The following is a 22,220-nucleotide window of genomic DNA, read 5'->3' as shown; positions in this document are numbered from 1 at the left end:
TTTCGCCGACAGCCGACTCGATCAGGTGACCGCCTGCGCGCCGTAGACGGCGGCAGTGGTGACCGCCAGCAGTCCCAGGGTCACCCGCAGCGCGCGTTCGGGTACGCGGGGTGCGATAGCAGCGCCCAGGTAGCCGCCGATGAGCCCGCCGACACCGGCGACGATCCCGACCAGCCAGTCGGGTGCGATGTCGAAGCCCCGATGAGCAGTGGCCAGAACGGTATAGGTGGCCGCGCCGGCGGCGGAGGTGACCAATGTCGACGCCAGCGCGGCGGGCGCGACCGTGGCAACGGGCAGGCCGCGGCCGATAAGAATCGGGCTGAGCAGCGACCCGCCGCCGATGCCATAAATGCCGCCGATCACCCCAACACTGAGAGCCAGCAGGCTGATCGACCGGGATGACGGATGCCGGGCCGCTGGCCGTGCGGGTGACCGTTCGCGAGCGATCAGCCAAATGCCAAGGGGCAGTAGAACTCCCGCAGCTACGACGCGAAACATACGTGGTCCTGGAATCAGGAGGACGCGCACCATGGCGCCGATGACCACGCCCGGCACCGTGCCGGCGATCAGCCGGACAGTCAACGGGCTGTGCCACGACACGCGGTAGCGGACCAACGCGCCGGGGATGGACACGATGTTGAACAGCAGGTTGGTGGGAGTGACCGCAGGACTCGGAATGTGAAGCACACTGAATTGGATTGGCAGCAGAAACACCGCCCCGGACACGCCTACCGGAGCGGTGACCGTCGCGACGGTAAGGCCGGCGGCAAGGCTGAGCACTACGGTCTCGAGTGTGGTCACCAACGCACTATCGGCCAGTTCCCCTCATCTGACCACCGTTTGACTCACCCGACAGCCAACGCCGCGCCGGTCGCAGATCAGTGCAGAATAACCTCGTGCGGCGGGTCCTGAAGGTCGGATGACATGCATGGTTTCGGCTTTGCCACGCTGGCGTTGGTAACTGCTATCGGTTTCGCCGGTCCCTTGCTGGCTGCCGTACCCCGGCTGCGAATTCCGGTGGTCATCGGTGAGTTGCTCGCCGGGCTCATCGTCGGTAACTCGGGTTTCGGGATCATCGATGTCGCCGACCCTACGCTGCAGTTCCTCGCCAACATCGGCTTTGCGCTGGTGATGTTCGTTGTCGGCACCCAGATTCCGGGTCGTGGCCTGCAGATGCGCTCCGCGCTGCCATTGGCCGGCGCGCGCGCCGGCTTGGTGGGCGCCGTCGCGGCGGCTCTCGGATTGTTGCTCGCCTTCGAGTTCCGCAACGGCCATGCGGCGCTCTATGCGGTACTGATGGCCTCGTCCTCAGCGGCCCTGGCGTTGCCGATAATCCAGTCTCTGCAATCAAGGGCGTCTGCGGTTCTCCTGGTCTCCGCGCAGATCGCGGTGGCGGACTGTGCGTGCATTCTGCTGCTGCCGTTGGCGATTGAGCCGGATCGGGCGCTGATAGCGGCGCTCAGCGGGCTCTCGATCGCCGCCTGCGCGGTGGCCATCTTCGTAGTACTGCGGGAATTCGATCGCCGCGGGCTGCTGCGGCGACTGCACGCCCATTCCAAAAAAGACCGGCTGGCCTTGGAATTGCGGACCAGTCTCCTGTTGCTCTTCGCGCTGGCGGCAGTCGCCGTCACCACCCGCGTGTCGATCATGTTGTCCGGCTTCGCCTTAGGACTGGCGGTCGCGGCCGTCGGTGAGCCGCGGCGGTTGGCCAGACAACTGTTCGGCATCACCGAGGGGTTCTTCAGCCCGCTGTTCTTCGTATGGCTGGGTGCCACACTGCAGGTCCGCGAGCTCGTCGCGCACCCGAAGTTCGTTCTGCTGGGGATCGCCCTCGGAGTGGGAGCGTTGTCAGCCCATTGCGCGGCAAGGGTGTTGGGCCAGCCGCTGACGCTTGCTGTGATCTCAGCGGCCCAGCTCGGCGTACCGGTGGCGGCCGCGACGATCGGCACCGAGCGCCACCTGTTTGCGGCGGGTGAGGCGGCGGCGTTGATTCTCGGCGCCCTGATCACGATCGGCGGCACTTCGATCGCTGGCAGGTTGGCGGCGCGCAGACGCGCAGTGCCGGGCTAGGGACGTTTGACCCAAGCGGGCCCATGACGAAGGGCCTTCCCGCCTGGGACTTCGGCACGCCCAGCGGACGACCGAAGCACTGCGGGACGATTCCGTAGGACCCTATTGGCTGTGCTGCGCTCCTGGTCAGATTGATCTAAGGCTGATCGAGGAGGCCACAATGTCGAACTTTCGGACGAACTTCTGGTTACTGGCTACCGACCACTTCACGTTGGGCTGGCTGAATCGGCCGGCCGTTGTGACCCTGAACATCTACCACGTCACCGACCGGCTGCACGACGGCCGCGCGGTCGACGTGCCGGGTCACCAGATCGCACCGACGGTCTCGGCGTGGCTGGCCGAACTGGGCGTCGAAAGCCCGCTGGTTGATGACCTGGCGCGGGCTGTGCAGGAGGGCGACTGGCCGGCGGTCTACGCGGTCGGCGAGCACCTGTCGGTCGACGTCACGCTTGCGGCGTGAGCGCCTCTATGGCATCCGGCGTGAGCGCCGCAAAGGTATAAAGTCCCGCCGACTTGGGACGGCATGCCCTCGTATCGGCGGCTGGATCACGCTTTGGTTGAACCAAGACCTACGTGGACAAGACCTAGGTGGAAAGGAACGCAAAGGATGAGCGCACACTCCCCGGACGAAGGCACCATCCGGACAGTCCTCACGCTGGCGTCTCGGGCGCCGTCGGTGCACAACACCCAACCCTGGCGGTGGCGGGTGGACATGTCCAGCCTTCACCTCTACTCCGACACGAGCCGGCAGCTGCCTCATACGGATCCAGATGGTCGTGACCTGATGCTCAGTTGCGGTGCCGCGCTGAATCATTGCGTCGTCGCCCTGGCGGCCGTGGGGTGGCAGGCCAAGGTGTCCCGGCTTCCCAACCCGGCCGAGCCCGACCACCTTGCCGCCATAGAGTTCATTCCGCAGGCACCCGACCAGCTGGACATCATGTTGGCTGCGGCGATGCCCCGGCGGCGGACAGACCGGCGCCACTACAGCTTCTGGCCGGTGCCGGTCGGTGATGTCGCGCTGATGTCCGCCCGTGCCGCTCGCATGGGGGTGGCGCTGCATCGGGTGGAATCGATGGGCATGCTGAGCGCCGTTGTCCACCAATCGGTGTCAGCGCACGCGGCGGATCCTGACTACCTGGCCGAACTCACCGCCTGGAGCGGCCGGCACGCGTCGTCCGCGGGTGTTCCGGCGCGCAACGCGCCGACACCGGACCCGGCCGCGGCAATACCCAGCCGCCAGTTCGCCAGTGCCGCCCTGGCCATGACTCCCGATGTCTGTGCGGAGGACGACAACGGCGTGGTCCTCGCGCTCGGCACCCGTAGTGACGACCGCCTGGCGCAGCTGCGCGCCGGTGAGGCCACCAGCGTGGTGCTGCTGACCGCGACGGCGATGGGGTTGGCGAGTTGCCCGGTCACCGAACCGCTGGAGATCGAGGAGACCAGGGCCGCCGTCCGCGCGGATGTGTTCGGCAACAGAAGTTATCCCCAGATGCTGTTCCGCGTGGGCTGGGCCCCCATCAACGCGGATCCGCTGCCGGCGACGCCGCGCCGGGCGCTGTCGGACACGGTGGAGTGGTTGGCCGATTCGGAAGCCCGTTAAGTGGCGGCGAATTACGGCTGCCAGCGGTTGACAGCCCCCGCTGACATGGACGGATGATTGGTTGATGACCGGAGACGGGGGAGACGTCGGCGCTGGACTCCTGGATACCGCTGGATTGCACCGGCTTGTCGAAGTGCTGATCGAACGCGGCTACCGTGTCATCGGTCCGACGCTGCGGGACAACGCAATTGTGCTCGCGGAATTGCGGTCGGCGAGTGAGCTGCCCCGTGGCTGGGGTGTTGACGTGAGTCCGGGACACTACAGCCTGCGGCGGCGCGACGACGACGCGGCGTTCGGGCATTCGGCCGGGCCGCAATCCTGGAAACAGTTCCTGCACCCACCGCGCCAGCGGATATGGGCGGGCGCCCGTGACGGTAGCGCAGTCGAGGAGCCCGAGGAGGCACCGCGTTACGCGTTCCTGGGAGTTCGCGGCTGTGACCTCGCCGCCATCGCCACCCTCGGCCGGGTGCTGGGCGGCGGAGCATATCCCGACACCTCGTTCGTCAGTCGCCGACAACGGATCTTCGTGGTTGCAGTGAACTGCACCGAACCCGGTGGGTTGTGTTTCTGCGCGTCGATGGGCACCGGACCGGCGGTGGGACCGGGATACGACCTGGCGCTCACCGAGCGTGCCGACGTTGGGAGCGCGGCGCGCTATGTCGTCGAGGTGGGCACTCCGGAAGGTGCAGAGGTATTGGCGGAGGTGCCGCGGCGCGCGGCAACGGACGACGAAACCTCAGGTGCCCGTGCGGATGTCGCGAACGCCGCCCAGCGGATGGGCCGGCGGATGCCGGAGGGCGATCTGCGTAATCTGCTGCTCGACTCGCGGGAATCGCCGCAGTGGGATGAAGTGGCCAGCCGCTGCCTGACCTGCGGCAACTGCACGATGGTGTGCCCCACCTGCTTCTGTACCAGCACTGAAGACGTCACGGACCTGACCGGTGACCACGCCGAACGGTGGCGGGAATGGGCCTCCTGCTTCGAGTTCGATTTCACCTTCATTCATGGCGGTGGCAGCGTCCGTCAGTCGGGCGCGTCGCGCTACCGACACTGGCTGACGCACAAGTTGGGCACCTGGCACGATCAGTTCGGTATGTCCGGGTGCGTCGGCTGCGGACGGTGCATCGCCTGGTGCCCCACCGGAATAGACATCACGGCCGAGATGAACAAGATGGCCGGCGATGAGTGACTGGACAACGACACCGCCCATCTCAGCGATGGACCCGTTGCCATACCGGGTCCGCAGTCGCGTTGTGGAGAGCCCGGATTCGGCCACCCTGTGCCTGGAACCCGTCGGCTCGGCGGTGCGGCCGCCGGAGCCCGGAGAATTCATGATGCTGTACGCATTCGGCGTCGGCGAGGCGGCGATCTCGATCAGTGGTGACCCGACCGTCAAGGACGGGTCCATTACGCACACGGTGCGCGCCGTCGGTGCGGTCAGCCGCGCTCTGCACGATGCCCAGCCGGGAACCATTGTCGGAGTAAGGGGTCCGTTCGGCACCAGCTGGGGGCTGGCCGAGGCCGTAGGCCGTGATCTGGTCATGGTCGCCGGCGGGGTGGGCCTGTGCCCGCTGCGACCGGCGATCCTGGGCGCGTTGGCCCACCGCGAGCGTTACGGCAGGCTGATGTTGATCGTCGGGGCCCGTTCCCGGGCCGACTTCGTGTTCGTCGAACAGTTGAAGACGTGGGCGGATGACCCACGGATCGAGTTGCACCTGATCGTCGACGCGGCGACCCAGGGTTGGGAAGGGGAAGTCGGCCTGGTGACCGAACCCCTGCGCCGGCTGACCTTGGATGCCGCGCGCACCAGTGCCTTCCTCTGCGGGCCGGAGCCGATGATGCGTTTCGGCGCGGCGGAGCTGATCGCCAAAGGCATGTCCCCGCACGATATCCGGGTGTCACTGGAGCGCAATATGCAATGCGGAATCGGCTGGTGCGGGCACTGCCAGCTCGGTCCACTGCTGCTGTGCCGCGACGGGCCCGTCGTGGGCTACGACGTGGCGGGGCCGCTGATGCAGGTGAAGGAGCTGTAGATGAGCCCGGTCAAATTGGCGGTGTGGAAGTTCGCGTCCTGTGACGGCTGCCAGCTGACTCTGCTGGACTGCGAGGACGAGTTGCTGACCCTCGCCGATCATGTGGAGATCGCCAACTTCGCGGAGGCCTCCAGCGCGACAACCGAAGGGCCGTACGATGTCTCGCTGGTCGAGGGCTCGGTCACGACACCGCATGACGAAGTTCGGATACGTGAGATCCGGGAACAGTCGAAGATACTGGTCACCATCGGTGCGTGCGCAACTTCGGGGGGAGTGCAGGCCCTGCGCAACTTCGCCGACGTGGCTGAGTTCGCGTCGGTCGTCTACGCCAAGCCGGAATACATTGACACACTGGCGACTTCCACGCCCGCCTCCGCCCACGTCAAGGTCGACTATCAACTGCAGGGCTGCCCCATCGACCGCGGCCAGCTGATCGACACCCTGGCGGCCCTGCTGATCGGACGCAAGCCGCGGTTGCCGGCGAAGACGGTGTGCACCGAGTGCAAGCTGCGGGGTGTCACCTGCGTCATGGTCGCCGACGGCATACCCTGCCTGGGCCCGGTCACGCATGCCGGCTGCGGGGCGCTGTGTCCCCGGCACCACCGCGGGTGTTTCGGCTGTTTCGGTCCTTCTGCCGCACCGAGAACCGCGACGCTGATTCCGTTGCTGCGTCGCGACGGACTGTCGGAGGCCGACGTGGACCGGGTGTTCTCGACATTCAACGTGGCACGATTCGCCGCGGAACGGAGCAAGCAGTGACTTCAGCGGACCGCACGCTGCGGGTTGCAACACTGACTCGCGTGGAAGGTGAAGGGGCGCTTAATGTCACGCTCAAAGACGGCGCGCTGGAATCCGTGGAACTCAATATCTATGAGCCGCCGAGGTTTTTCGAAGCGTTTCTGCGGGGACGAGCACATACCGAACCGCCGGACCTGACCGCGCGGATCTGCGGCATCTGCCCGGTGGCCTATCAGCTCAGCGCCTGCAATGCGATCGAAGACGCCTGCGGCGCCGAGATCGACGACGAGATCGTCGCATTGCGGCGGTTGCTGTACTGCGGTGAGTGGATCCACAGCCACGTTCTGCACATCTACCTTTTGCACGCCCCGGACTTCCTCGGCTATCCCGACATCGTCAGCATGGCCCGTGACCACCGCGAGGTGGTCGAACGCGGGCTGGCGCTGAAAAAGGCGGGTAATCGCCTCATGGAGTTCGTCGGCGGCAGAGCGATCCACCCGATCAACCTGCGCCTCGGTGGGTTCTATTCGGTGCCGACCCGGTTGGATCTCGAACCCATCGCACAGGAACTCCGCAGGGCGCTCGATCACGCGTTGGCCACCGTCGAATGGGTAGCCGGCTTCGAGTTCCCTGACCTCGAACTGGACCATGAGATGTTGGCGCTCAGCGCATCCGGTCAATACGCGATCGAGAACGGCGTCATCGCGCGCAGCCCCGGTCCGCCCTTTCCGGTGGCCGACTTCATGGCGCACGTCGTCGAGTCGCAAGTGCCGCATTCCACTGCGCTGCACGCGACCCTGGATGGGGGTCGCTATCTGACCGGACCGCTGGCACGCTACTCACTGAACTCATCGGCGTTATCGCCGCTCGCCGCCGAGGCCGCCCGACGCGCCGGGCTGTCAGCGCAGTGCCGAAACCCCTTCCGCAGCATCATTGTCCGGGCCGTGGAGGTGGTGTACGCGATCGACGAGGCGCTGCGGCTCATCGGCGAGTATCAGCGGCCTTCCCGCCCGTTCGTCGACGTTCCGGCCCGCGCCGGCGTCGGGCACGGCGTCAGCGAAGCTCCCCGTGGTCTGCTCTATCACCGGTACCACATCGGTGCGGACGGGCAGGTCTCCGCGGCGACGATCATTCCACCCACTTCGCAGAACCAGGCGGCTATCGAAGCAGATCTCAGCCGGGTGATCTCCGACAACCTGGACCTCGAGGACGCCGCACTCACCACGTTGTGCGAGCGGGTGATTCGCAACTACGACCCCTGCATCTCGTGCTCGACCCACTTCCTGACGTTGACGGTCCACCGCACGTGACCGGCACCGTTGCCGTGATCGGCCTCGGCAATCGCTACCGGCGTGACGACGGGCTGGGCGTCACTGCCGCCAGGGCACTCGGCGATTTGGCGCTTCCGGGCGTTGAGGTCGTGACCGGGATCATGGATCCTCTGACGCTGCTTGATGTTTGGACGGGAGTGCGGTTAGCGGTCATCATCGACGCCGCGGTGACGACCGCCTCGACCGGCGGCCGTATCCGCTGCTGCAGCCTCGACGAACTGCTCAGCTCCGCGAAGTCGCTGAGCTCGCACAGTATCGACGTCGGCCGCACCTATGCGCTCGGCCAAGCACTCGGGCGAGTGCCCGAGGCGCTACAGATCTACGCCGTCGACGTCGCCGACACCGGACATGGCGTCGGTTTCACCGCGCAGGTCGAGCAGGCCGTGCCGCAGGTGGTCGCGTTGGCCGCAGCCGAAATCATCCGCGTGACAGGTGTTTCGGGTTAATCCTGAGACGTAGTGAGGTGACTGGTGAACCAGCCGCGCGCCAACATCGCCACCTGTTCGAGGGTGCCGGGCTCCTCGAACAGGTGCGTTGCGCCGGGCACTATGGCGATCTTGCACTCGGCGGGGATCGCCGCGCGGGCCCGGCGGTTGAGATCCAGAACCATCTCGTCGCGTCCGCCGACGATCAACAGAGTGGGCGACTGCACGTGGCGTAACGCCGGACCCGCGAGATCGGGCCGGCCGCCCCGGGACACGACGGCTGCCACCTTGACACCTGGATGGGCGGCAGCGGCCAACGCAGCCCCGGCTCCGGTACTGGCGCCGAAGTAGCCGATGGCCAGCGCCGCGGTATCGGGCTGGCCGGCGAGCCAACCGGTGATGTCCACCAGCCGGGACGCCAGCAGTGGAATGTCGAAGACGTTGGCGCGGTCACGTTCCTCGTCCGGTGTCAGCAGGTCGAAAAGCACTGTCGCGAAACCTGCCTCGTTGAGCACTCGGGCAACATACTGGTTGCGCGGGCTGTGCCTGCTGCTTCCACTGCCGTGCGCGAACACCACGACACCCTTCGGGTGCTGAGGGATCGTCAGGTGACCTGCTATCGATACCGGCCCGGCCGGTACCACTATTTCTTCGTCACGCAGCGGTGGTTCGTTGTGCTGCTTCATAAGTCGTTCCCCTCTTGAGCACCCGCCGAGCGTGAATCGCACGACGCGACACGCCGCCGCGGCGGCGTGTATGTCACTGTCGCGAATCGGACGTGCTGGCCAGCCGGTCGGTGGCGACGTAACGCAGCAGGGCGGCGACACCGTCGGTGGGTGTGAGGCGGTCGTCCGCCTGAACCAACCTGGCGCCCACGGCGAGAGCGCTGAAGGGCAGCGCCTCGTCGGCCCTGGCGACCCGCGCCACCGGTTCACCGAAATCGGAGAGCGCGTCGGCGTCCGGTGCCACCGCGGTCAGCGCCGCCCCGGTGACTACCGTCGCATCGCCCAGGTCGCCGACGATCAACGTCTCGACGTCGCCTTCGCGCAGCGCCGCGCAGACCGCGACGAGACCGTCGGCCGCCAACCCGGAGCCGCGGCCGATCTCGGCGTCGAGCCGCTCGGCGATCTCGGCCATCTCCAAGTCGTGACGCCGGGCGAACTCGGGAGCGGTCAGCCGGAAGATCTCCGCGTAATTGACATCACCGCGGTGCCCTTCGGCATGTAGTTGCGCCACCCGCTCCGCCACCCGTTTCGGTAATTCGGCCAGCACGTCGGCGCGGGAACGAACCTCGCCACTGAGGAACACCACCTCCGGGTCCGCCTCGTCGACCAGATGAGTCAGGTGGTCGGCGATCGCGCGGCAGTTCATCCGGATGGCTTCCTCGGTGGTGTGCTGCTTGTCGCCGTAGCCGTTCCACCCGGCGGTTGCGGGTTTGTGCACCGGGTAGCCGGAACCCTCGACGATCGTCGAACTCGTCGTGCGGCCCTTGTACAGGGTCACATCGGCGCCGGTGTGGTCAACCGCGGCGAACACGTACGTCGGTCGCCGCATTTCGTGTTCGATCAACGGCAGGACGTACGGGTAGTCCGAGAGGCGGATTATCGGGGCCGGGGGAGGACTGATCAGTTGCTCGTTGATGAGCACCTGAGCCCGCGTGACGATGACCGCCCGGCCGCGTCGTCCCACGGCCGGCTGATGGTGCAGAATCGCTTCCTCCAGCCGCTCGAGGATGCCCGCGGCGGCTCCCAGATTCTCGAGGTGCGCGCGGATATCGCGCCATTTGGCGTCCAGTTGTCCGGCCGCGTCGGCGGCGTCGTGGGAGTCGTCGAAATACACCGAGGCAAACGGGCCTGCTGCTTTCGTGAGCCACCTGAGGTGTTCTGAGAGCATGAGATCCCCTTTTCTTAGCTACTGGTGCGGCTGAGGCGGTTTCACCCGCCGACGCTATGAACGGTATGAAAGGCGAACCGGTCGGGGCAGAGTCGTAAGCCCTCCGATCGGGGTCTTAAGTCCCTGCCGTGACCGGCTCGTAGAGTTCCGCGAGGCGTTCGGCGAACTTGTCGACGACCACCTTGCGACGCAGCTTCATGCTCGGTGTGAGATCGCCGGCTTCAATCGACAGTTCGCGGTCGAGGATGGCGAACTTCTTGATCTGTTCCCACCGATTGAGCTCCGAGTTCAGTTCGTCGATATAGCCCGCGATCAGGTCGCGCGTCTTCTCGTCGCGCGCGATCTCCGCGAAGGACATGCCGGACAGGCCCTGCTTCGCGGCCCAGTCGGTGATCGCTTCACCGTCCAGCGTCACCAGTGCCACGCAGTACGGCTTGGCCTCTCCGATGACGATGAGTTCACCCGCGTACGGGCATAGGCCCTTGAACCGAACTTCGATCGCTGAGGGCGCCACATACTTGCCCTGCGAGGTTTTGAACATGTCCTTCTTGCGGTCCGTGATGCGCAGGAATCCATCAGGGTCGATCTCACCGATGTCACCGGTGCGGAACCAGCCCTCATCGTCGAGTGCCTCGGCGGTTGCGTCCGGCAGATCGTGGTATGACGTCATCACTCCCGGTCCCCGGAGCAGGATCTCGCCGTCGTCGGCGATCTTCACCTCGGTGGCCGGGAAGGGCCAGCCGACCGTTCCGAACCGGTAAGCGTTGGGCCGGTTGATGAATGAGGCCGCCGCCGTCTCGGTCAGGCCGTAGCCCTCGAGAACCACGATGCCGACCGCGTCGAACCACTGGGCGACGTTGCGATCCAGTTTTGCGGCGGCGGAGACGAAGAACCGCACCCGGCCGCCGAACCGCTCCCGGATCGTGGAGAACACCAGGCGATCCGCCAGTCGGTACGCCAGTGAGGATGCCCACGAGGGCTTTTCGCCCGCTTGCCTGGTTTCGGACACCTTCAACCCGACCGCGATGGCCCAGTCGAAGATCTTCTTCTTCAAGCCGCCCTGCTCGCCGACCATACTGACGATGCGGGCATGCGCCTTCTCGAAGATGCGGGGCGCCGCACCCATCACGGTGGGGCGCACGGCGGCGAGGTTGTCCACGATCCGCTCGACTCTGCCGTCGATGGCGGTCGGGAAGCCGATCTGTAGCGGCAGTGCCAGCATCACCTTGCCGAACGAGTGCGCCAACGGCAACCACAGGAAGTTGAGATCCTCTGGGCCAAGCACATTCAACGCGTCGATGGCCGCGGCGGTGTAGGTCCAGGCCTCGTGTGTCAGCCGCACACCCTTGGGCCGTCCGGTGGTTCCCGAGGTGTAGATCAGGCTGGCGAGCCGGTCGGGGCCCACGTCCGCGATCCTGGCGTCGACGGCGTCGGGGGAGTCGGCCAGTAATCGGCCGCCCCGCCGCTCCAGTTCGTCGAGGGTCAGGACCCAGTCGCCGTCGCCGTCGCCGTCGATGATCACGACGTTGCTCACGGCCGGCAGCTCATTGCGATGTTCGAGCAGTTTGTCGACCTGCCCCTGGTTTTCGGCGACCACGACGCGGCTGCCCGAGTTGGCAACGATGTATGCCACATCGCTGGCGTTCGTCGTCGGATACACGGTGGTGGTGGCCGCACCCGCACACATCACCGCGAAATCGACGAGCACCCACTCATAGCGTGTCGAGGAGGCGAGCGCGACGCGATCTTCCGGGGCGATGCCCAGCGCGATCAGCCCTGCGGCGATGTTCTTTACCCGGTCGCCGACCTGCTCCCACGTCACGCTCTCCCACCCGTGGTCGCGTGGGTAGCGAAAGGCCTCGGCGTGCGGGGTGGCGGCGACGCGGTTGCGGAACAGGTGTGCGACCGACGGGGCGCGCCGCTCGATCTTGCTGAGGTCCGGCCTCTCCAGTGAGGCTAGCGGTGTGTTCATGGCGCTCATCCGTGCTTTCCGGGCCGAATACCGTCTTTCGACGCTACGACGCCGGCACCGGGGGCGCGAGTGACTTAAGTCCTTTCCGGCCTGGTCATCCGTCCTCACTCAGGCGCCGGACATCTGCTATGCAGGTCAAGGACTTTCGCTCGCCTGGGCGGGGTCCTAGGTCCCTACGCCGCGTCCCGGCGCGGTGTTAGCGTGCCGCCATGACGATGCCCACCAGTAGCGACCAGAAGCATCCGGAGCCCTCCGGCTGGGGCGTGCCGGCCGTCGGCGGTCTGGTCGGCGCCGCGACGCCGTTCATGCACACCGGGCAGTACCTGGCCCAATCATGGCGGGACTATCTGGGTCAGACTCCCGACGAGCTCCCCATCGCCCGGCCGACCGTGGCGCTGGCGGCGCAGGCCTTTCGCGACGAGGTCGTGCTGATGGGCCTGAAGGCCCGTCGCCCGGTCAGTCGGCCTGAAGTGTTCGACCGCATCACCCGCGAGGTGCTGGCCGGTCTCGAGTTCTACGGCGGCAAGGGGTGGTTGGACCAGCCGGAAGGCTTCTTCGTCAAGCCGCCGGCGCCCTCGGATGTCACCGTGCGAAAGGTGAAGGGGCGCAGGCGTTCGTTCTACCGCATGTACTTCACCAGTGGCTACACGCCGCACCCGGGGGAACCTGGTGTGCAGCGATGGCAGGGCTACACGGCAAACGACCGTGAATACGCGCTGCTGCTTCGTCACGCGCAACCACGGCCCTGGCTGGTGTGTGTGCACGGGACCGAGATGGGCCGGGCCGCACTGGATCTGGCCCTGTTCCGGGCCTGGAAGCTACACGACGAGCTTGGCCTCAACGTCGTGATGCCCGTCCTGCCCATGCACGGGCCCCGGGCGCGGGGCCTGCCGAAGGGCGCGGTGTTTCCGGGCGAGGATGTGCTCGACGATGTGCACGCGACGGCCCAGGCCGTCTGGGACATCCGCCGGCTGCTGTCGTGGATCCGGCTGCAGGAGCCCGATTCCCGCATCGGCCTGAACAGCCTGTCGCTCGGCGGTTACATCGCATCGCTGGTCGCCAGCCTGGAGGACGGCCTCACGTGCGCGATCCTCGGTGTCCCGGTGGCCGACCTGGTCGACGTGCTGGGCCGGCATTCGGGTCTCAGTGACGATGACCCACGCCGTCGGACGATGCGGCTGGCCGAACCCATCGGACGGATGGTGTCGCCGTTGTCCCTGACCCCGCGCGTGCCGATGCAGGGCCGGTTCATCTATGCCGGCGTCGCCGATCGCCTCGTACATCCGCGCGAGCAGGTCAATCGCCTCTGGAAGCACTGGGGTAAACCCGAAATCGTCTGGTACCCGGGCGGTCACACCGGATTCTTCCGCTCCCAACCGGTGCAGCGGTTCGTGTGGGAAGCGCTGCAACAGTCGGGTCTGCTGGAGGCGCCTGCGAAGCTGCGTGCCCGGCCCGCCTGATCGCCCGAGTCGAGATGGACCTGCTCAGCCCGCTGGACACCGCGATGATGGCCGGGGAACTGCTGGCCAGCCCGATGCACGTCGGTGTAGTGCTGATCTTGTCGCCTCCGCCGGAAGCCGGTCCCGGCTACGTCGACGACGTGTATGCGTCGGCGCTCGCGGGGGCCCAGCCGATCGACCGGCGGCTGCGCCGCTATCCGCACCGTGGTGTGGATACCGGGGGCATGTGGGTTTGGCGTGAGCTGGAATCCGTTGACCTGGAACACCATTGCCAGCGCCGGACATTATCCGTCGGCGCCGGGGGCTTGTGGGGGCTGATCGGCGAACTGGACGCGGAGCGGCTCGACCGGTCGCGTCCGATGTGGATGTCGTATCTGATCGACGGCCTGGAAGACGGTCGCTTCGCGTTCTATGTCAAGGTGCACCACACCGTCATCGACGGCGTCGCGGGCCTGCGGATGATCACCGGTGCGCTCAGTGCCGACCCGGCGGAACACGCGATGCCGCCGTTCTACGCCGACCGCTGGACGGGACCGCCGCCGGACACATCGAGCGGGCTGGTGTCGCGGCTTACGGCGCCGCTGCGGTGGGTAGGCGGCACGGTCGGGTCCGGTGTGGAGTTGGTTGAGGGCGTGGTTACCGGAATGCTGGCGACCGTCGTCGACAGTGTGGTCGCGCACGTGACGACACTGCCGTTCGATGCTCCCTATACCCGCTTCAACGGTCGTCTGGGAGCCGGGCGTGCGGTCTGCGCGGGCAGCTGGCCGCGCCATCGTATCCAAGCCATCCAGCAATTGGCGGGAGTCAGCGCCAACGATGTGATCACGGCGATGCTGGCGGGCGTGGTGCGGCAATGGTTGCGCGAGCACGAGGAACTGCCCGACCGGTCCCTGGTCGCGGTGTGTCCCATCACCGTGCGGAGCCATGCCGGGCGCTCTTCGAAGCAGTCTTCCGGCAACATGTTCGGCCTGTGGCTGTGCCCGCTGGGCACCGATCTGGATGATCCGGGCGCCCGCCTGGGGCTGATTCACCGCTCCATGGCGGCAGGAAAACGCTGGGTGGCCAAGCGCGGATCGGCTGCGTCGCTACTGACGAATGCGGGAAGTGTTGCCGCGACCGTGATTCCGCCGCTGCTGCCGGTGACGTGGCAGGGCCGGACCGGATACAACCTGCCTATCTCGCACGTACCCGGGCCACGCACCGAGATGTACTTCAATGGCGCTCACGTCGAGGAGATCTACCCGGTCTCGACTGTCTATGACGGCCAGGGACTCAACGTGACCACGTGCTCGTATGCCGACCGGGTGGGATTCGGCTTCGTCGCGGGAGCTGACGTGGTGCCCGATATCGAGAGATTCATCCCGCTGACCGAGGCCTGTCTGGCCGAACTCGAAGTGGCCGTGGGCGCCTGCCCCGGCTGAGTGCTCTCAGGCGGCGCGGCGTACTTGCGTGGTCTGGCCTGCGGGCTGGGGCGCCGGCTTGGCTGCAGGCATCCATCCGACGAAAGTCAGATACAGCCCGAGCAGTGCCATGGCAACGAAACCCACACGCCACCAGGCGGTTACGTCGACCGCGGAGTAGGCAAACGACAGGTAGCTCTGCGGCAAGGCCATCAGCAGAAACCCTTTCAGCGTCGTCAACCAACCGAGGGCCGACACGATGATCGCGGGCGCGCCGCGCCAATGCCGATGCAGGGCCACCACGACCAACCCGAGTATCAGGACGAATACGCCACTGACCCAGGGCCATACCGCGCTTGCGCGAAACTCCGCCAGCAGCGTCCGCAGGGAGTCGGCCCGCCCGATCGCGGTCGCGGTGACGATGACGACGAAGGGGCCGATGACGCGGGCACACGCGCGTGTGTCGGGTGTCGCTTGCAGTGCAGTGTTCGATCCCACCATCACAATCTGCTCGCAGAGCAGGGTGTTGGGCTAGGGCCGGAAGTCCTCAGCGCAGTTCCACCGCCGGCAGATACCGCTCCTCGACCGCCTGGACCAGCTTGTGCCTGATCCGTTCCAGGTCGGCGGCGCGGTGTGCCTCCAGTTCGTCCTCCCACGCAGCCACTTTCGCAGCCAGGTCCTTGTCCGTGATGGTGCCGTCCAGCCACCGCGAGAAATCGCCCCGTGCCAGATGGTACTCGAGCGCTCGCTGGTCGAGATGCGCTATCGCAGTGCAGAAATCGTGCAACGTCGCCGCGGGGGCGACCGGGATTCCGGCGGCGCTGTGGAAGTAGAACTGTCGCTCCTGGGGCAGGCGGACATCGGCGTACTTGTGGCCGTGCCGCACGTGCGTGGTCAACCGGTCGGCGATGGTGAAAATGCGGGGCGGGCCGGAGCCGAATTGAACGGTCGCCCGCCTCCCGGAATCGATGTCTGCCGGGGTGGCCGGCGGCATCAGGGTCAGGAGGACATCACTGTTGTCGATTTCCTTGGCCGGCAGGGCAGCCGGGGCAAACGATGAAAGCACGTAGCCGCCCCGCCGGGTCCAGTGTGCGTGTTCCTCCGCGCCGAGCAGATGCGCCTCGTCGTAGATCACCCAGTGGGGAAATCCGTGCTCCTCGCGATACGCCTCGGCCGTCAGCCGCAACCGGTGCATGTAATCACTGTTGCTCGCCTCGGTCAGCCCGGACATGTCCACCACGATGCTGGTCTGTGGCCGTAGGGTGTTCACCAGGACAGCCGGCTCGGGCAGGTGCTGACCGGCGTCGACCACCTGCACCTGACCGAGCTGTTGCAGGTGTATGTGGTCTCCCTCGGGATCGAGCAGCAGCACAGAGTAATTGGCCAGGATCCACCGTTCGGCCAGCAGCCCGACCAGGTGGCTCTTGCCGGAGGCGGCGGGCCCGGTGATCACCACCCGGCCCTGGCTTCCCGGCACCCGGGCCGGTGTCAGGTCGTCAAAGGTGCCTACCGCGATCCAGCGCCGTGTCGGGCACCAGCGTTGTGCCCCAGTGAGATAGGGACCCGCCAGCAGCTCAGCCACCCCGGTGCCGTTCGGTTTGTCCAACGTCAGATCGGCGCATCGCCGCACCGAGGACACCGCGTTGCTGACGGCCACGCCGATCTCGGCGACGCCGAAGAGCGCCAAATCGTTCTCGGCGTCCCCGACAGCTACGGCGTTGTGCGGGGACAGATTCATCGCCGCCAGCATCGCGGCCAGCCCGGTGCCTTTGGTGATTCCGGCCGGCAGCACCATGAGTGCGGAGCGGTTGCGGATGATCTGGTAGTCCAGCCCCAGCGCACCGATCAGGTCGAGGACAGCGGGCGTGTGCTCACCGTCGATCGCGAGGATCACCTCGCCGTGGCGGTAGGGAACGCCCCGATCGCTGAGGGCCTGTGTGAGGCCCCCGTCCACCGGCGGAGCCAATGCGTGGCTCAGTCCGTCGACGACCGTGACCGCACCGTTTTCCAGCACCATCGCATCCACGTAGTCGGCTATCTGTGGGAAGTCGGCTCGCAGTTCGGCCAAGATGCGGCCGGATACGAGCACGATCGCCAGGCCGTTGCGTCGCGCCTCTTCGATCGCCGCCAGCGCTTCCGGTGCCAGGTGGCCTGCCGTGGTCAGGGTCCCATCCAGATCCAGCGCGACCACCTTGAAGAACGTCACGTCCGTAGCCGCGCTATCGGGAACCCGGCCGGGCCGGTCGCCGAACACGTCTGGTCCCCGACCGCCGCCGGGCCAGGGCCCGGGCGAGCAGGCGTGCGACCCCGAGCTCGATCCCCCCTGCAATCTCGTCGGCATCCGGAGTCGCGTCGGCGTCGGCGGTGATGCCCAGCACCAGTTCGTCGACATAGCTCAGGGTGCTGACGACGGTGCTCAAGGGCGCCGCGGTGGGTGGTATCGGCAACAGCATCTCCACGGGCCGCCCCAGCACCTGCAGGCGCTGCCGGGGGCCTGGCACGTACGCGGCGAGTGTGACGATGCTGCGCTGCGGTAGCCGCATGAGCAGCCGAATGCTCCACGCGCTCAACATGAACGGTAGACGGTCGGCCAGGTTGTCCGCGGTATGCGAGCCCCCGTCTCCCTCGGGCCGACTCTGCCTGGCGTGGATGAGGCGCAGGCGTTTCACCGGATCCTTCTGCTCGATCGGCAGGAAGGGGAGCATCGCCGAGGCCCGAATGTCAATGCGGTCCATGGGTTCCGGTGAACCCAGCGACACCGGGATCAGCGTGCGCAGCGAGTTGCGCCGCGGCTGCTGACCGTGGCGCAGCAGCACAGCGCGAAAGCTGTCGGTGATCGCGGCAAGGGTGACGTCGTTGCGCGTGACGCCGAAGACCTCGCACACCGTGTCGACGTCTTTGAGGGGAACGCGGACCGCGCTGTAACCCCGTGCGCCGGCCACGTGTCCCGGCCGCTGCGAGCCACCGGTCGAGCCGAGCAGGCGGGCAACGAATTCGGTTACCTGCTTTGCCGTTTGACCGGCGATCTCGGTCCCGACCATAGACGCCCGCCAGATCCCTCTGGCCCACGTCACCGGGTTGGTCCGCAACCCTGCGCCCTTGAACGGCGACGCCGGCTCGCCGGCAAGGGTCTCGCACAGAGCACCAGCGCCCGAGTCGGAGATGCTCGTCAACACCCTTAGGGTGGTGACTTCGTCTGCCAGACAATGATGAATCTTCAGCAGCACGACCCATCGACGCTCGGGCAGACCGTCGATGACCCAGCATTCCCACAGCGGATGGTCGCGATCCAGGCGGCGCTCCATCAGATCGGTCACCGTTCGGAACAACGCGGACTCGTCCGCGGGCTGCGGCACGACCGCCCAGCGCACATGGTGGGTGATGTCGAAGTTGTTGTCGACCACCAATTCCGGCGCGGCAACCTGCAAGGGGCGCTGGTGCACCACCTGCCGGAGCCGGGGCACGCTGCCCAGACGGTCGGACAGCGCGGCGATGAGTTCGTCGCGGCCCGGGCCGGGTCCGTCGATCACGGCCAGCGCCCCAATCGCCATACTCAGGTGCCGGTCGGCATCTTCTGCCTCGAGAAAACTTGCTTCCACCGTTGACAGGCGATCCATATTGCACGCACCTCCGCATCCCCTTACCGGCACCACTATCCGTGCCGTAAGTCGCCCTCGGTAGTGCCGTTGGTCCCCAACGGCGCCGGAGGAACCCGGAGCATTTTGGCGGCTTCGACGAGGACCAATGACCCTCGCCGAGCACCTGCCACCCGGCGCAAACTGACACCATGACCACGATCAGGCGCCTCGCGGAGGCGACCGCGTTGCTGGGCGCGCTCTACTGTGCGCGCCGTTATTACCGCAACTGGGGCACCACCAAAGCGGAAACCCAGATGCGGTTACCGGGCGACGCCCTGGTCGGGGATCCGGCCATCCAGGTCACCGAGGCGGTCTACATCGACGCACCGGCGTTCGCGGTCTGGCCGCAACTGCAGAAGAATCCGTTTGTCTCCGCGGCTGATGACACTGACCAGCCGCAGCCGGCCGGCCGCCCGCTCGCGGTGGGCGACCGGCTCCGCCTGGCGCCGGCGGGCTGGCTCGGCCTACCCGACGGCGTGACCCTGACGGTTGAAGAAGTCGTGCCCGAGCAATACGTGGTGTTCCGGACCGAACAATCCCGCCCGAGCTGGAGTGCGGTCCTGTCGTTTCACGTGCAGCCGCACTGGGAGGACCGGGTGCGGCTGCTCGCCCGGGCCAGGATCGCATTACGTCATCCCGGAGAGGTCTTCGCGATGGAACTCGCCAGACCGGTGATCGCGATGGGCACCAGGGGATGGCTGCTCGGCACCAAGCACCGCGCGGAACGCGCAGACTCCACCCCCGTCAGTGCGGCGGGCCCGGCCTCTGAAAAGTCCTGAGGCCCAACGTAGATCCTGGGAGGTTCCACCGTGCGCGACACCATTCCGCTCGGACGGATTGCAGGGTTGCGGGTGAACGCCCATTGGAGCGTCATCGTGATCCTGTGGTTGTTCACCTGGAGCCTGGCAACCACCTTGCCCCACGATGTGGCGGGTTATCCGCGTGGGGCGTACTGGGCTGCCGGCGCGTGCGGAGCGCTGGTGCTGTTGAGTTCGCTGCTCGCGCACGAACTCGCACACGCGTTGGTCGCTCGCCGGGTGGGCGTGACGACGGACAGCGTCACGCTGTGGCTGTTCGGCGGTGTGACGACATTGCAGGGCGAAGCGCCGACCCCCAAGGCCGCTTTCCGGATCGCGGTCGCCGGGCCCGCCACCAGTCTGGCGCTGTCAGTGGCTTTCGCCGGACTGGCAATCACGTTGGAATCAGCCCACATCGCGGTGATCGTGGTGAGCGTCGCGTGGTGGCTGTCTGCGGTAAACCTGCTACTGGGCCTGTTCAACCTGCTGCCGGGGGCTCCGCTGGACGGTGGACGGGTCGTGCGTGCCCTCCTCTGGCAGCGCCACGGCGACAGAGTGCGCGCCGCTGTCGGGGCGGCGCGTGCCGGGCGGATCGTGGCCATTGTGCTGATCACCCTGGGCCTGGCCGAATTTGTGGTGGGCGGTCTGATCAGCGGCGTCTGGCTGGCGTTCATCGGCTGGTTCATTCTCGCGGCCGCACGCGAGGAGGAAGTGCAGGCGACGAACCAACAGATGTTCGGCGGAATGTGCGTGGCTGATGCGATGACACCGAAACCGCACACCGCGCCCGACTGGATCTCCGTTGAGGACTTCATCGAGTGTTACGTGCTCGGAGATCGTCACTCCGCGTACCCGATCACCGATCGAAACGGATCGACCGTCGGCCTGGTCACCCTGCGACAGCTGCGCGATGTCGCGCCCGGTCTGCGTGCGACGACGAGGGTGCGCGACGTTGCCGTGCCCCTGCAGAACGTTCCGGTCGCAGCGCCGGGCGAGCCACTGAATGCGTTGCTGCAGAGGATGACACCGGTCGGTCCACGCAGCCGTGCCCTCGTGATGGAGGGGGGCAAAGTGGTCGGCATCGTCACATCGGGGGACGTCGCCCGGTTGATCGACGTGTACCGGATCGCCAGTCCTCAAGCTGTTCCAACACCGGTCGAGTCCAGGGAGATGTGAGATGAAGCCGATCATCGTCGGAATCGACGGATCCGAGGCAGCCATCGCGGCCGCGCTGTGGGGTGTCGATGAAGCCATAGGCCGCGGCCGGCAGTTGCACCTCATCGCCGTGATCAGCCAGACCCACTCGTCGGCGGATGACTACGCCCGAGACCTCGGCCACGCCGAAAAGTCACTCAAGACAGCACAATTGGCGATCGAGGCCGCAGCGAAATCCGTCGAGGTCACGACCGATATCGAACGGGGGCCGGCGGCAACGGTTCTGATCGAGGCGTCACGCGATGCCGAGATGATCTGCGTCGGCTCGGTGGGCATCGGGCGTTACGCCCGCGCGCTGTTGGGTTCGACTGCAGCCGATCTCGCGGAAAAGGCTTACTGCCCGGTCGCGGTCCTGCGGACCGACACCGAACAGCCGCCGGTCAATTGGATCATCGTAAGAATGACCGACGACAACGACGCTGTCGTCGAATATGCGGCCTGGGAGGCGAAGCTGCGCAAGGCGCCTCTGCTCGTGCTGGGCGGCCGCCCCGAGGAACTGACCGAGCACACCGACGGAGAGTTCGAACGGCGGGTGCGGGCCTGGCAGCAGATCAATCCCGAGGTTCGTGTCTACCCCATCACAACACGGTCCGCGATCGCCAAGTTCTTGAGCGCCAACGACGAGCGAGTGCAGTTGGCGGTCATCGGCAGCGACGAAGCCGATCAGCTGGCACGCCTCGTCGGCCCCTCGGGGCATGCGCTGTTCGCACATCCCCAATGCTCGGTGCTCGTGGTCCGCGGGTAGCGCAATGTATGTGCCGGCCGGCCACCGTTCCATCGTCGTCGGGATCGATGGCTCGCGGGCGGCCATCGACGCAGCGGTGTGGGCGGTGGATGAAGCGGTCGCGAGGGACATCCCGCTGCGGCTGCTCTACGCGATAGAACCGGACGACGTTCCGGAGATTCCGCCGGACCGGGTGGCTCGCAAACTGGCCATCGCGGAGAACGCCGTGCGCTATGCGGGCGTGACCGCCGAGGCGGCGGACAAGCCCGTCCGGATCGAGATCGAGATCGCCCAAGAACCGCCGACCGTCGCACTGACGCGAGCATCGGCTTCGGCGGTCATGGTGTGCGTCGGGGCCGTTGGATTGCACCACTTCCGTCCAGAACGGGCCGGCTCGACCGCGGCGACGGTAGCCCAAGCGGCACACTGCCCGGTCGCCGTTATTCGCCGTCACGGTGACCGGGCCAGGCGCGATGAGCACTGGATCGCCGTGGACTCTCATGCGGCCGCCGACTCCGATGCCGTGATGAGGACTGCCATGGAGGAAGCCCGGCTGCGCGATTTACCGCTTCGCGCAATCAGCTATGGGCAACGGGCCGGATGCGACTATCCGGACCGCCGACTGGAGCGGTGGCGACGGCACTATCCAGATGTCGACGTCCGGGGGGCGGTTTCACGCGGGAGTTTGGTCGATTATCTGGCCGGTCAAGGCCGACACGTGCGGATGGTGGTGATCGGGCACCGCAACCAGGACGTGGTGACGCAACTGCTGGGGCCGGCCGGCAATGCGGTGCTGCACCACGCGGATTGCTCGCTGCTGATCGTCGATCGTCCGAATCTGTGAATCTGCGACCGCCCGCCCAGTCAACGAGGAGGGCCAACGAGGTGACTTCGGACCCTATCCGGGCGCCCCGATCATCGTGA

At 66.7% G+C, this 22,220-nt stretch carries 20 protein-coding genes and 1 pseudogene; 14 read left to right on the top strand and 7 right to left on the bottom strand.

Annotated elements, in window-relative coordinates; all coding sequences use genetic code 11:
* Window positions 1–21: 21 nt before the first annotated feature.
* Window positions 22–801, bottom strand: coding sequence for a sulfite exporter TauE/SafE family protein (locus AO501_RS24210; protein WP_197419935.1), 780 nt, complete (start codon window positions 799–801; stop codon window positions 22–24).
* Window positions 802–924: 123 nt separating this feature from the next.
* On the opposite strand from AO501_RS24210, the gene AO501_RS24205 reads away from it, so the two are divergent.
* The 8 genes from AO501_RS24205 (at window position 925) to AO501_RS24170 (ending at window position 8,218) form a co-directional block, all read left to right on the top strand.
* A complete protein-coding gene (locus AO501_RS24205) occupies window positions 925–2,070 on the top strand; it encodes a cation:proton antiporter (RefSeq protein ID WP_055580102.1) in 1,146 nt (381 codons plus the stop codon).
* 160 nt (window positions 2,071–2,230) lie between these two features.
* Window positions 2,231–2,530 (top strand): hypothetical protein, encoded by a 300-nt coding sequence (locus AO501_RS24200; RefSeq protein ID WP_371934958.1) that lies wholly within the window; start codon window positions 2,231–2,233, stop codon window positions 2,528–2,530.
* A gap of 147 nt (window positions 2,531–2,677) precedes the next feature.
* Entirely contained in the window at window positions 2,678–3,670 is a 993-nt protein-coding gene (locus AO501_RS24195; RefSeq protein ID WP_055580101.1) for an Acg family FMN-binding oxidoreductase, read from the top strand.
* Between the two features lie 64 nt (window positions 3,671–3,734).
* On the top strand, window positions 3,735–4,859 hold the full coding sequence (locus AO501_RS24190; RefSeq protein WP_055580100.1) for a 4Fe-4S dicluster domain-containing protein: 1,125 nt from the start codon (window positions 3,735–3,737) through the stop codon (window positions 4,857–4,859).
* Window positions 4,852–5,703 carry an FAD/NAD(P)-binding protein gene (locus AO501_RS24185; protein ID WP_055580099.1) on the top strand — a complete coding sequence of 284 codons (852 nt, stop codon included), beginning with the start codon at window positions 4,852–4,854 and terminating at the stop codon, window positions 5,701–5,703. The genes AO501_RS24190 and AO501_RS24185 overlap by 8 nt, the downstream gene beginning before the upstream one ends.
* Entirely contained in the window at window positions 5,704–6,462 is a 759-nt protein-coding gene (locus tag AO501_RS24180; protein WP_055580098.1) for an oxidoreductase, read from the top strand.
* Window positions 6,459–7,751, top strand: coding sequence for a Ni/Fe hydrogenase subunit alpha (locus AO501_RS24175; RefSeq protein ID WP_055580097.1), 1,293 nt, complete (start codon window positions 6,459–6,461; stop codon window positions 7,749–7,751). Before AO501_RS24180 ends, AO501_RS24175 begins: the two co-directional genes overlap by 4 nt.
* Entirely contained in the window at window positions 7,748–8,218 is a 471-nt protein-coding gene (locus tag AO501_RS24170; RefSeq protein WP_055580096.1) for a hydrogenase maturation protease, read from the top strand. Before AO501_RS24175 ends, AO501_RS24170 begins: the two co-directional genes overlap by 4 nt.
* Here the strand turns inward: AO501_RS24170 and AO501_RS24165 are convergent.
* The 3 genes and pseudogenes from AO501_RS24165 to AO501_RS24155 all read right to left on the bottom strand — a co-directional run.
* Window positions 8,215–8,868: pseudogene (locus tag AO501_RS24165) on the bottom strand (dienelactone hydrolase family protein); the annotation flags it as partial. The gene AO501_RS24170 and the pseudogene AO501_RS24165 overlap by 4 nt on opposite strands.
* 88 nt (window positions 8,869–8,956) lie before the next feature.
* On the bottom strand, window positions 8,957–10,090 hold the full coding sequence (locus tag AO501_RS24160; RefSeq protein ID WP_055580094.1) for a hypothetical protein: 1,134 nt from the start codon (window positions 10,088–10,090) through the stop codon (window positions 8,957–8,959).
* Between the two features lie 115 nt (window positions 10,091–10,205).
* Entirely contained in the window at window positions 10,206–12,062 is a 1,857-nt protein-coding gene (locus AO501_RS24155) for an AMP-dependent synthetase/ligase (protein ID WP_055580131.1), read from the bottom strand.
* A gap of 215 nt (window positions 12,063–12,277) precedes the next feature.
* Between AO501_RS24155 and AO501_RS24150 the strand changes: the two genes are divergently transcribed.
* Both AO501_RS24150 and AO501_RS24145 read left to right on the top strand, forming a co-directional pair.
* Window positions 12,278–13,522, top strand: a complete 1,245-nt coding sequence (locus AO501_RS24150; protein ID WP_055580130.1) for an alpha/beta hydrolase family protein — start codon at window positions 12,278–12,280, stop codon at window positions 13,520–13,522.
* A gap of 14 nt (window positions 13,523–13,536) precedes the next feature.
* Window positions 13,537–14,943, top strand: a complete 1,407-nt coding sequence (locus AO501_RS24145; RefSeq protein ID WP_055580093.1) for a wax ester/triacylglycerol synthase family O-acyltransferase — start codon at window positions 13,537–13,539, stop codon at window positions 14,941–14,943.
* Between the two features lie 6 nt (window positions 14,944–14,949).
* Here AO501_RS24145 and AO501_RS24140 read toward each other — a convergent pair whose 3' ends face one another.
* From AO501_RS24140 to AO501_RS24130, 3 genes are read right to left on the bottom strand one after another with little or no spacing between them, the layout of a single operon-like run.
* Complete coding sequence (locus AO501_RS24140; protein ID WP_055580092.1) at window positions 14,950–15,423, bottom strand: hypothetical protein; 474 nt, start codon at window positions 15,421–15,423, stop codon at window positions 14,950–14,952.
* Window positions 15,424–15,469: 46 nt separating this feature from the next.
* On the bottom strand, window positions 15,470–17,128 hold the full coding sequence (locus AO501_RS24135) for an HAD hydrolase family protein (RefSeq protein WP_055580129.1): 1,659 nt from the start codon (window positions 17,126–17,128) through the stop codon (window positions 15,470–15,472).
* Window positions 17,129–17,141: 13 nt separating this feature from the next.
* A complete protein-coding gene (locus AO501_RS24130; RefSeq protein WP_055580091.1) occupies window positions 17,142–18,539 on the bottom strand; it encodes a wax ester/triacylglycerol synthase family O-acyltransferase in 1,398 nt (465 codons plus the stop codon).
* Between the two features lie 170 nt (window positions 18,540–18,709).
* Here AO501_RS24130 and AO501_RS24125 point away from each other — a divergent pair, with 170 nt between their 5' ends.
* Genes AO501_RS24125 through AO501_RS24110 form a run of 4 tightly spaced genes read left to right on the top strand, consistent with a single transcriptional unit; the run spans window position 18,710 to window position 22,140 of the window.
* The gene (locus AO501_RS24125; RefSeq protein ID WP_055580090.1) at window positions 18,710–19,339 is read left to right on the top strand and encodes a hypothetical protein; all 630 of its coding nucleotides are present in this window, start codon (window positions 18,710–18,712) and stop codon (window positions 19,337–19,339) included.
* Between the two features lie 30 nt (window positions 19,340–19,369).
* Window positions 19,370–20,533, top strand: coding sequence for a site-2 protease family protein (locus AO501_RS24120; RefSeq protein WP_055580089.1), 1,164 nt, complete (start codon window positions 19,370–19,372; stop codon window positions 20,531–20,533).
* 1 nt (window position 20,534) lies between these two features.
* Window positions 20,535–21,317 (top strand): universal stress protein, encoded by a 783-nt coding sequence (locus AO501_RS24115; protein ID WP_055580088.1) that lies wholly within the window; start codon window positions 20,535–20,537, stop codon window positions 21,315–21,317.
* A 4-nt stretch (window positions 21,318–21,321) separates the two neighbouring features.
* Entirely contained in the window at window positions 21,322–22,140 is an 819-nt protein-coding gene (locus AO501_RS24110; RefSeq protein WP_055580087.1) for a universal stress protein, read from the top strand.
* Window positions 22,141–22,220 lie beyond the last annotated feature (80 nt).

Origin of the sequence: Mycobacterium gordonae (assembly GCF_001417955.2) — a bacterium.
Classification (GTDB): Bacteria; Actinomycetota; Actinomycetes; order Mycobacteriales; family Mycobacteriaceae; genus Mycobacterium; species Mycobacterium gordonae_B.
The sequence above is the reverse complement of the archived record's forward strand: the minus strand, read 5'-3'. Positions and strand labels throughout refer to the sequence as shown.

Bases quoted from the DNA above. Each gene is read 5' to 3' on its own strand.
- AO501_RS24205 (WP_055580102.1), top strand. From the start codon at position 925: ATGCATGGTTTCGGCTTTGCCACGCTGGCGTTGGTAACTGCTATCGGT.
- AO501_RS24200 (WP_371934958.1), top strand. From the start codon at position 2,231: ATGTCGAACTTTCGGACGAACTTCTGGTTACTGGCTACCGACCACTTC.
- AO501_RS24195 (WP_055580101.1), top strand. From the start codon at position 2,678: ATGAGCGCACACTCCCCGGACGAAGGCACCATCCGGACAGTCCTCACG.
- AO501_RS24190 (WP_055580100.1), top strand. From the start codon at position 3,735: ATGACCGGAGACGGGGGAGACGTCGGCGCTGGACTCCTGGATACCGCT.
- AO501_RS24185 (WP_055580099.1), top strand. From the start codon at position 4,852: ATGAGTGACTGGACAACGACACCGCCCATCTCAGCGATGGACCCGTTG.
- AO501_RS24180 (WP_055580098.1), top strand. From the start codon at position 5,704: ATGAGCCCGGTCAAATTGGCGGTGTGGAAGTTCGCGTCCTGTGACGGC.
- AO501_RS24160 (WP_055580094.1), bottom strand. From the start codon at position 10,090: ATGCTCTCAGAACACCTCAGGTGGCTCACGAAAGCAGCAGGCCCGTTT.
- AO501_RS24155 (WP_055580131.1), bottom strand. From the start codon at position 12,062: ATGAACACACCGCTAGCCTCACTGGAGAGGCCGGACCTCAGCAAGATC.
- AO501_RS24150 (WP_055580130.1), top strand. From the start codon at position 12,278: ATGCCCACCAGTAGCGACCAGAAGCATCCGGAGCCCTCCGGCTGGGGC.
- AO501_RS24145 (WP_055580093.1), top strand. From the start codon at position 13,537: ATGGACCTGCTCAGCCCGCTGGACACCGCGATGATGGCCGGGGAACTG.
- AO501_RS24140 (WP_055580092.1), bottom strand. From the start codon at position 15,423: ATGGTGGGATCGAACACTGCACTGCAAGCGACACCCGACACACGCGCG.
- AO501_RS24130 (WP_055580091.1), bottom strand. From the start codon at position 18,539: ATGGATCGCCTGTCAACGGTGGAAGCAAGTTTTCTCGAGGCAGAAGAT.
- AO501_RS24125 (WP_055580090.1), top strand. From the start codon at position 18,710: ATGACCACGATCAGGCGCCTCGCGGAGGCGACCGCGTTGCTGGGCGCG.
- AO501_RS24115 (WP_055580088.1), top strand. From the start codon at position 20,535: ATGAAGCCGATCATCGTCGGAATCGACGGATCCGAGGCAGCCATCGCG.
- AO501_RS24110 (WP_055580087.1), top strand. From the start codon at position 21,322: ATGTATGTGCCGGCCGGCCACCGTTCCATCGTCGTCGGGATCGATGGC.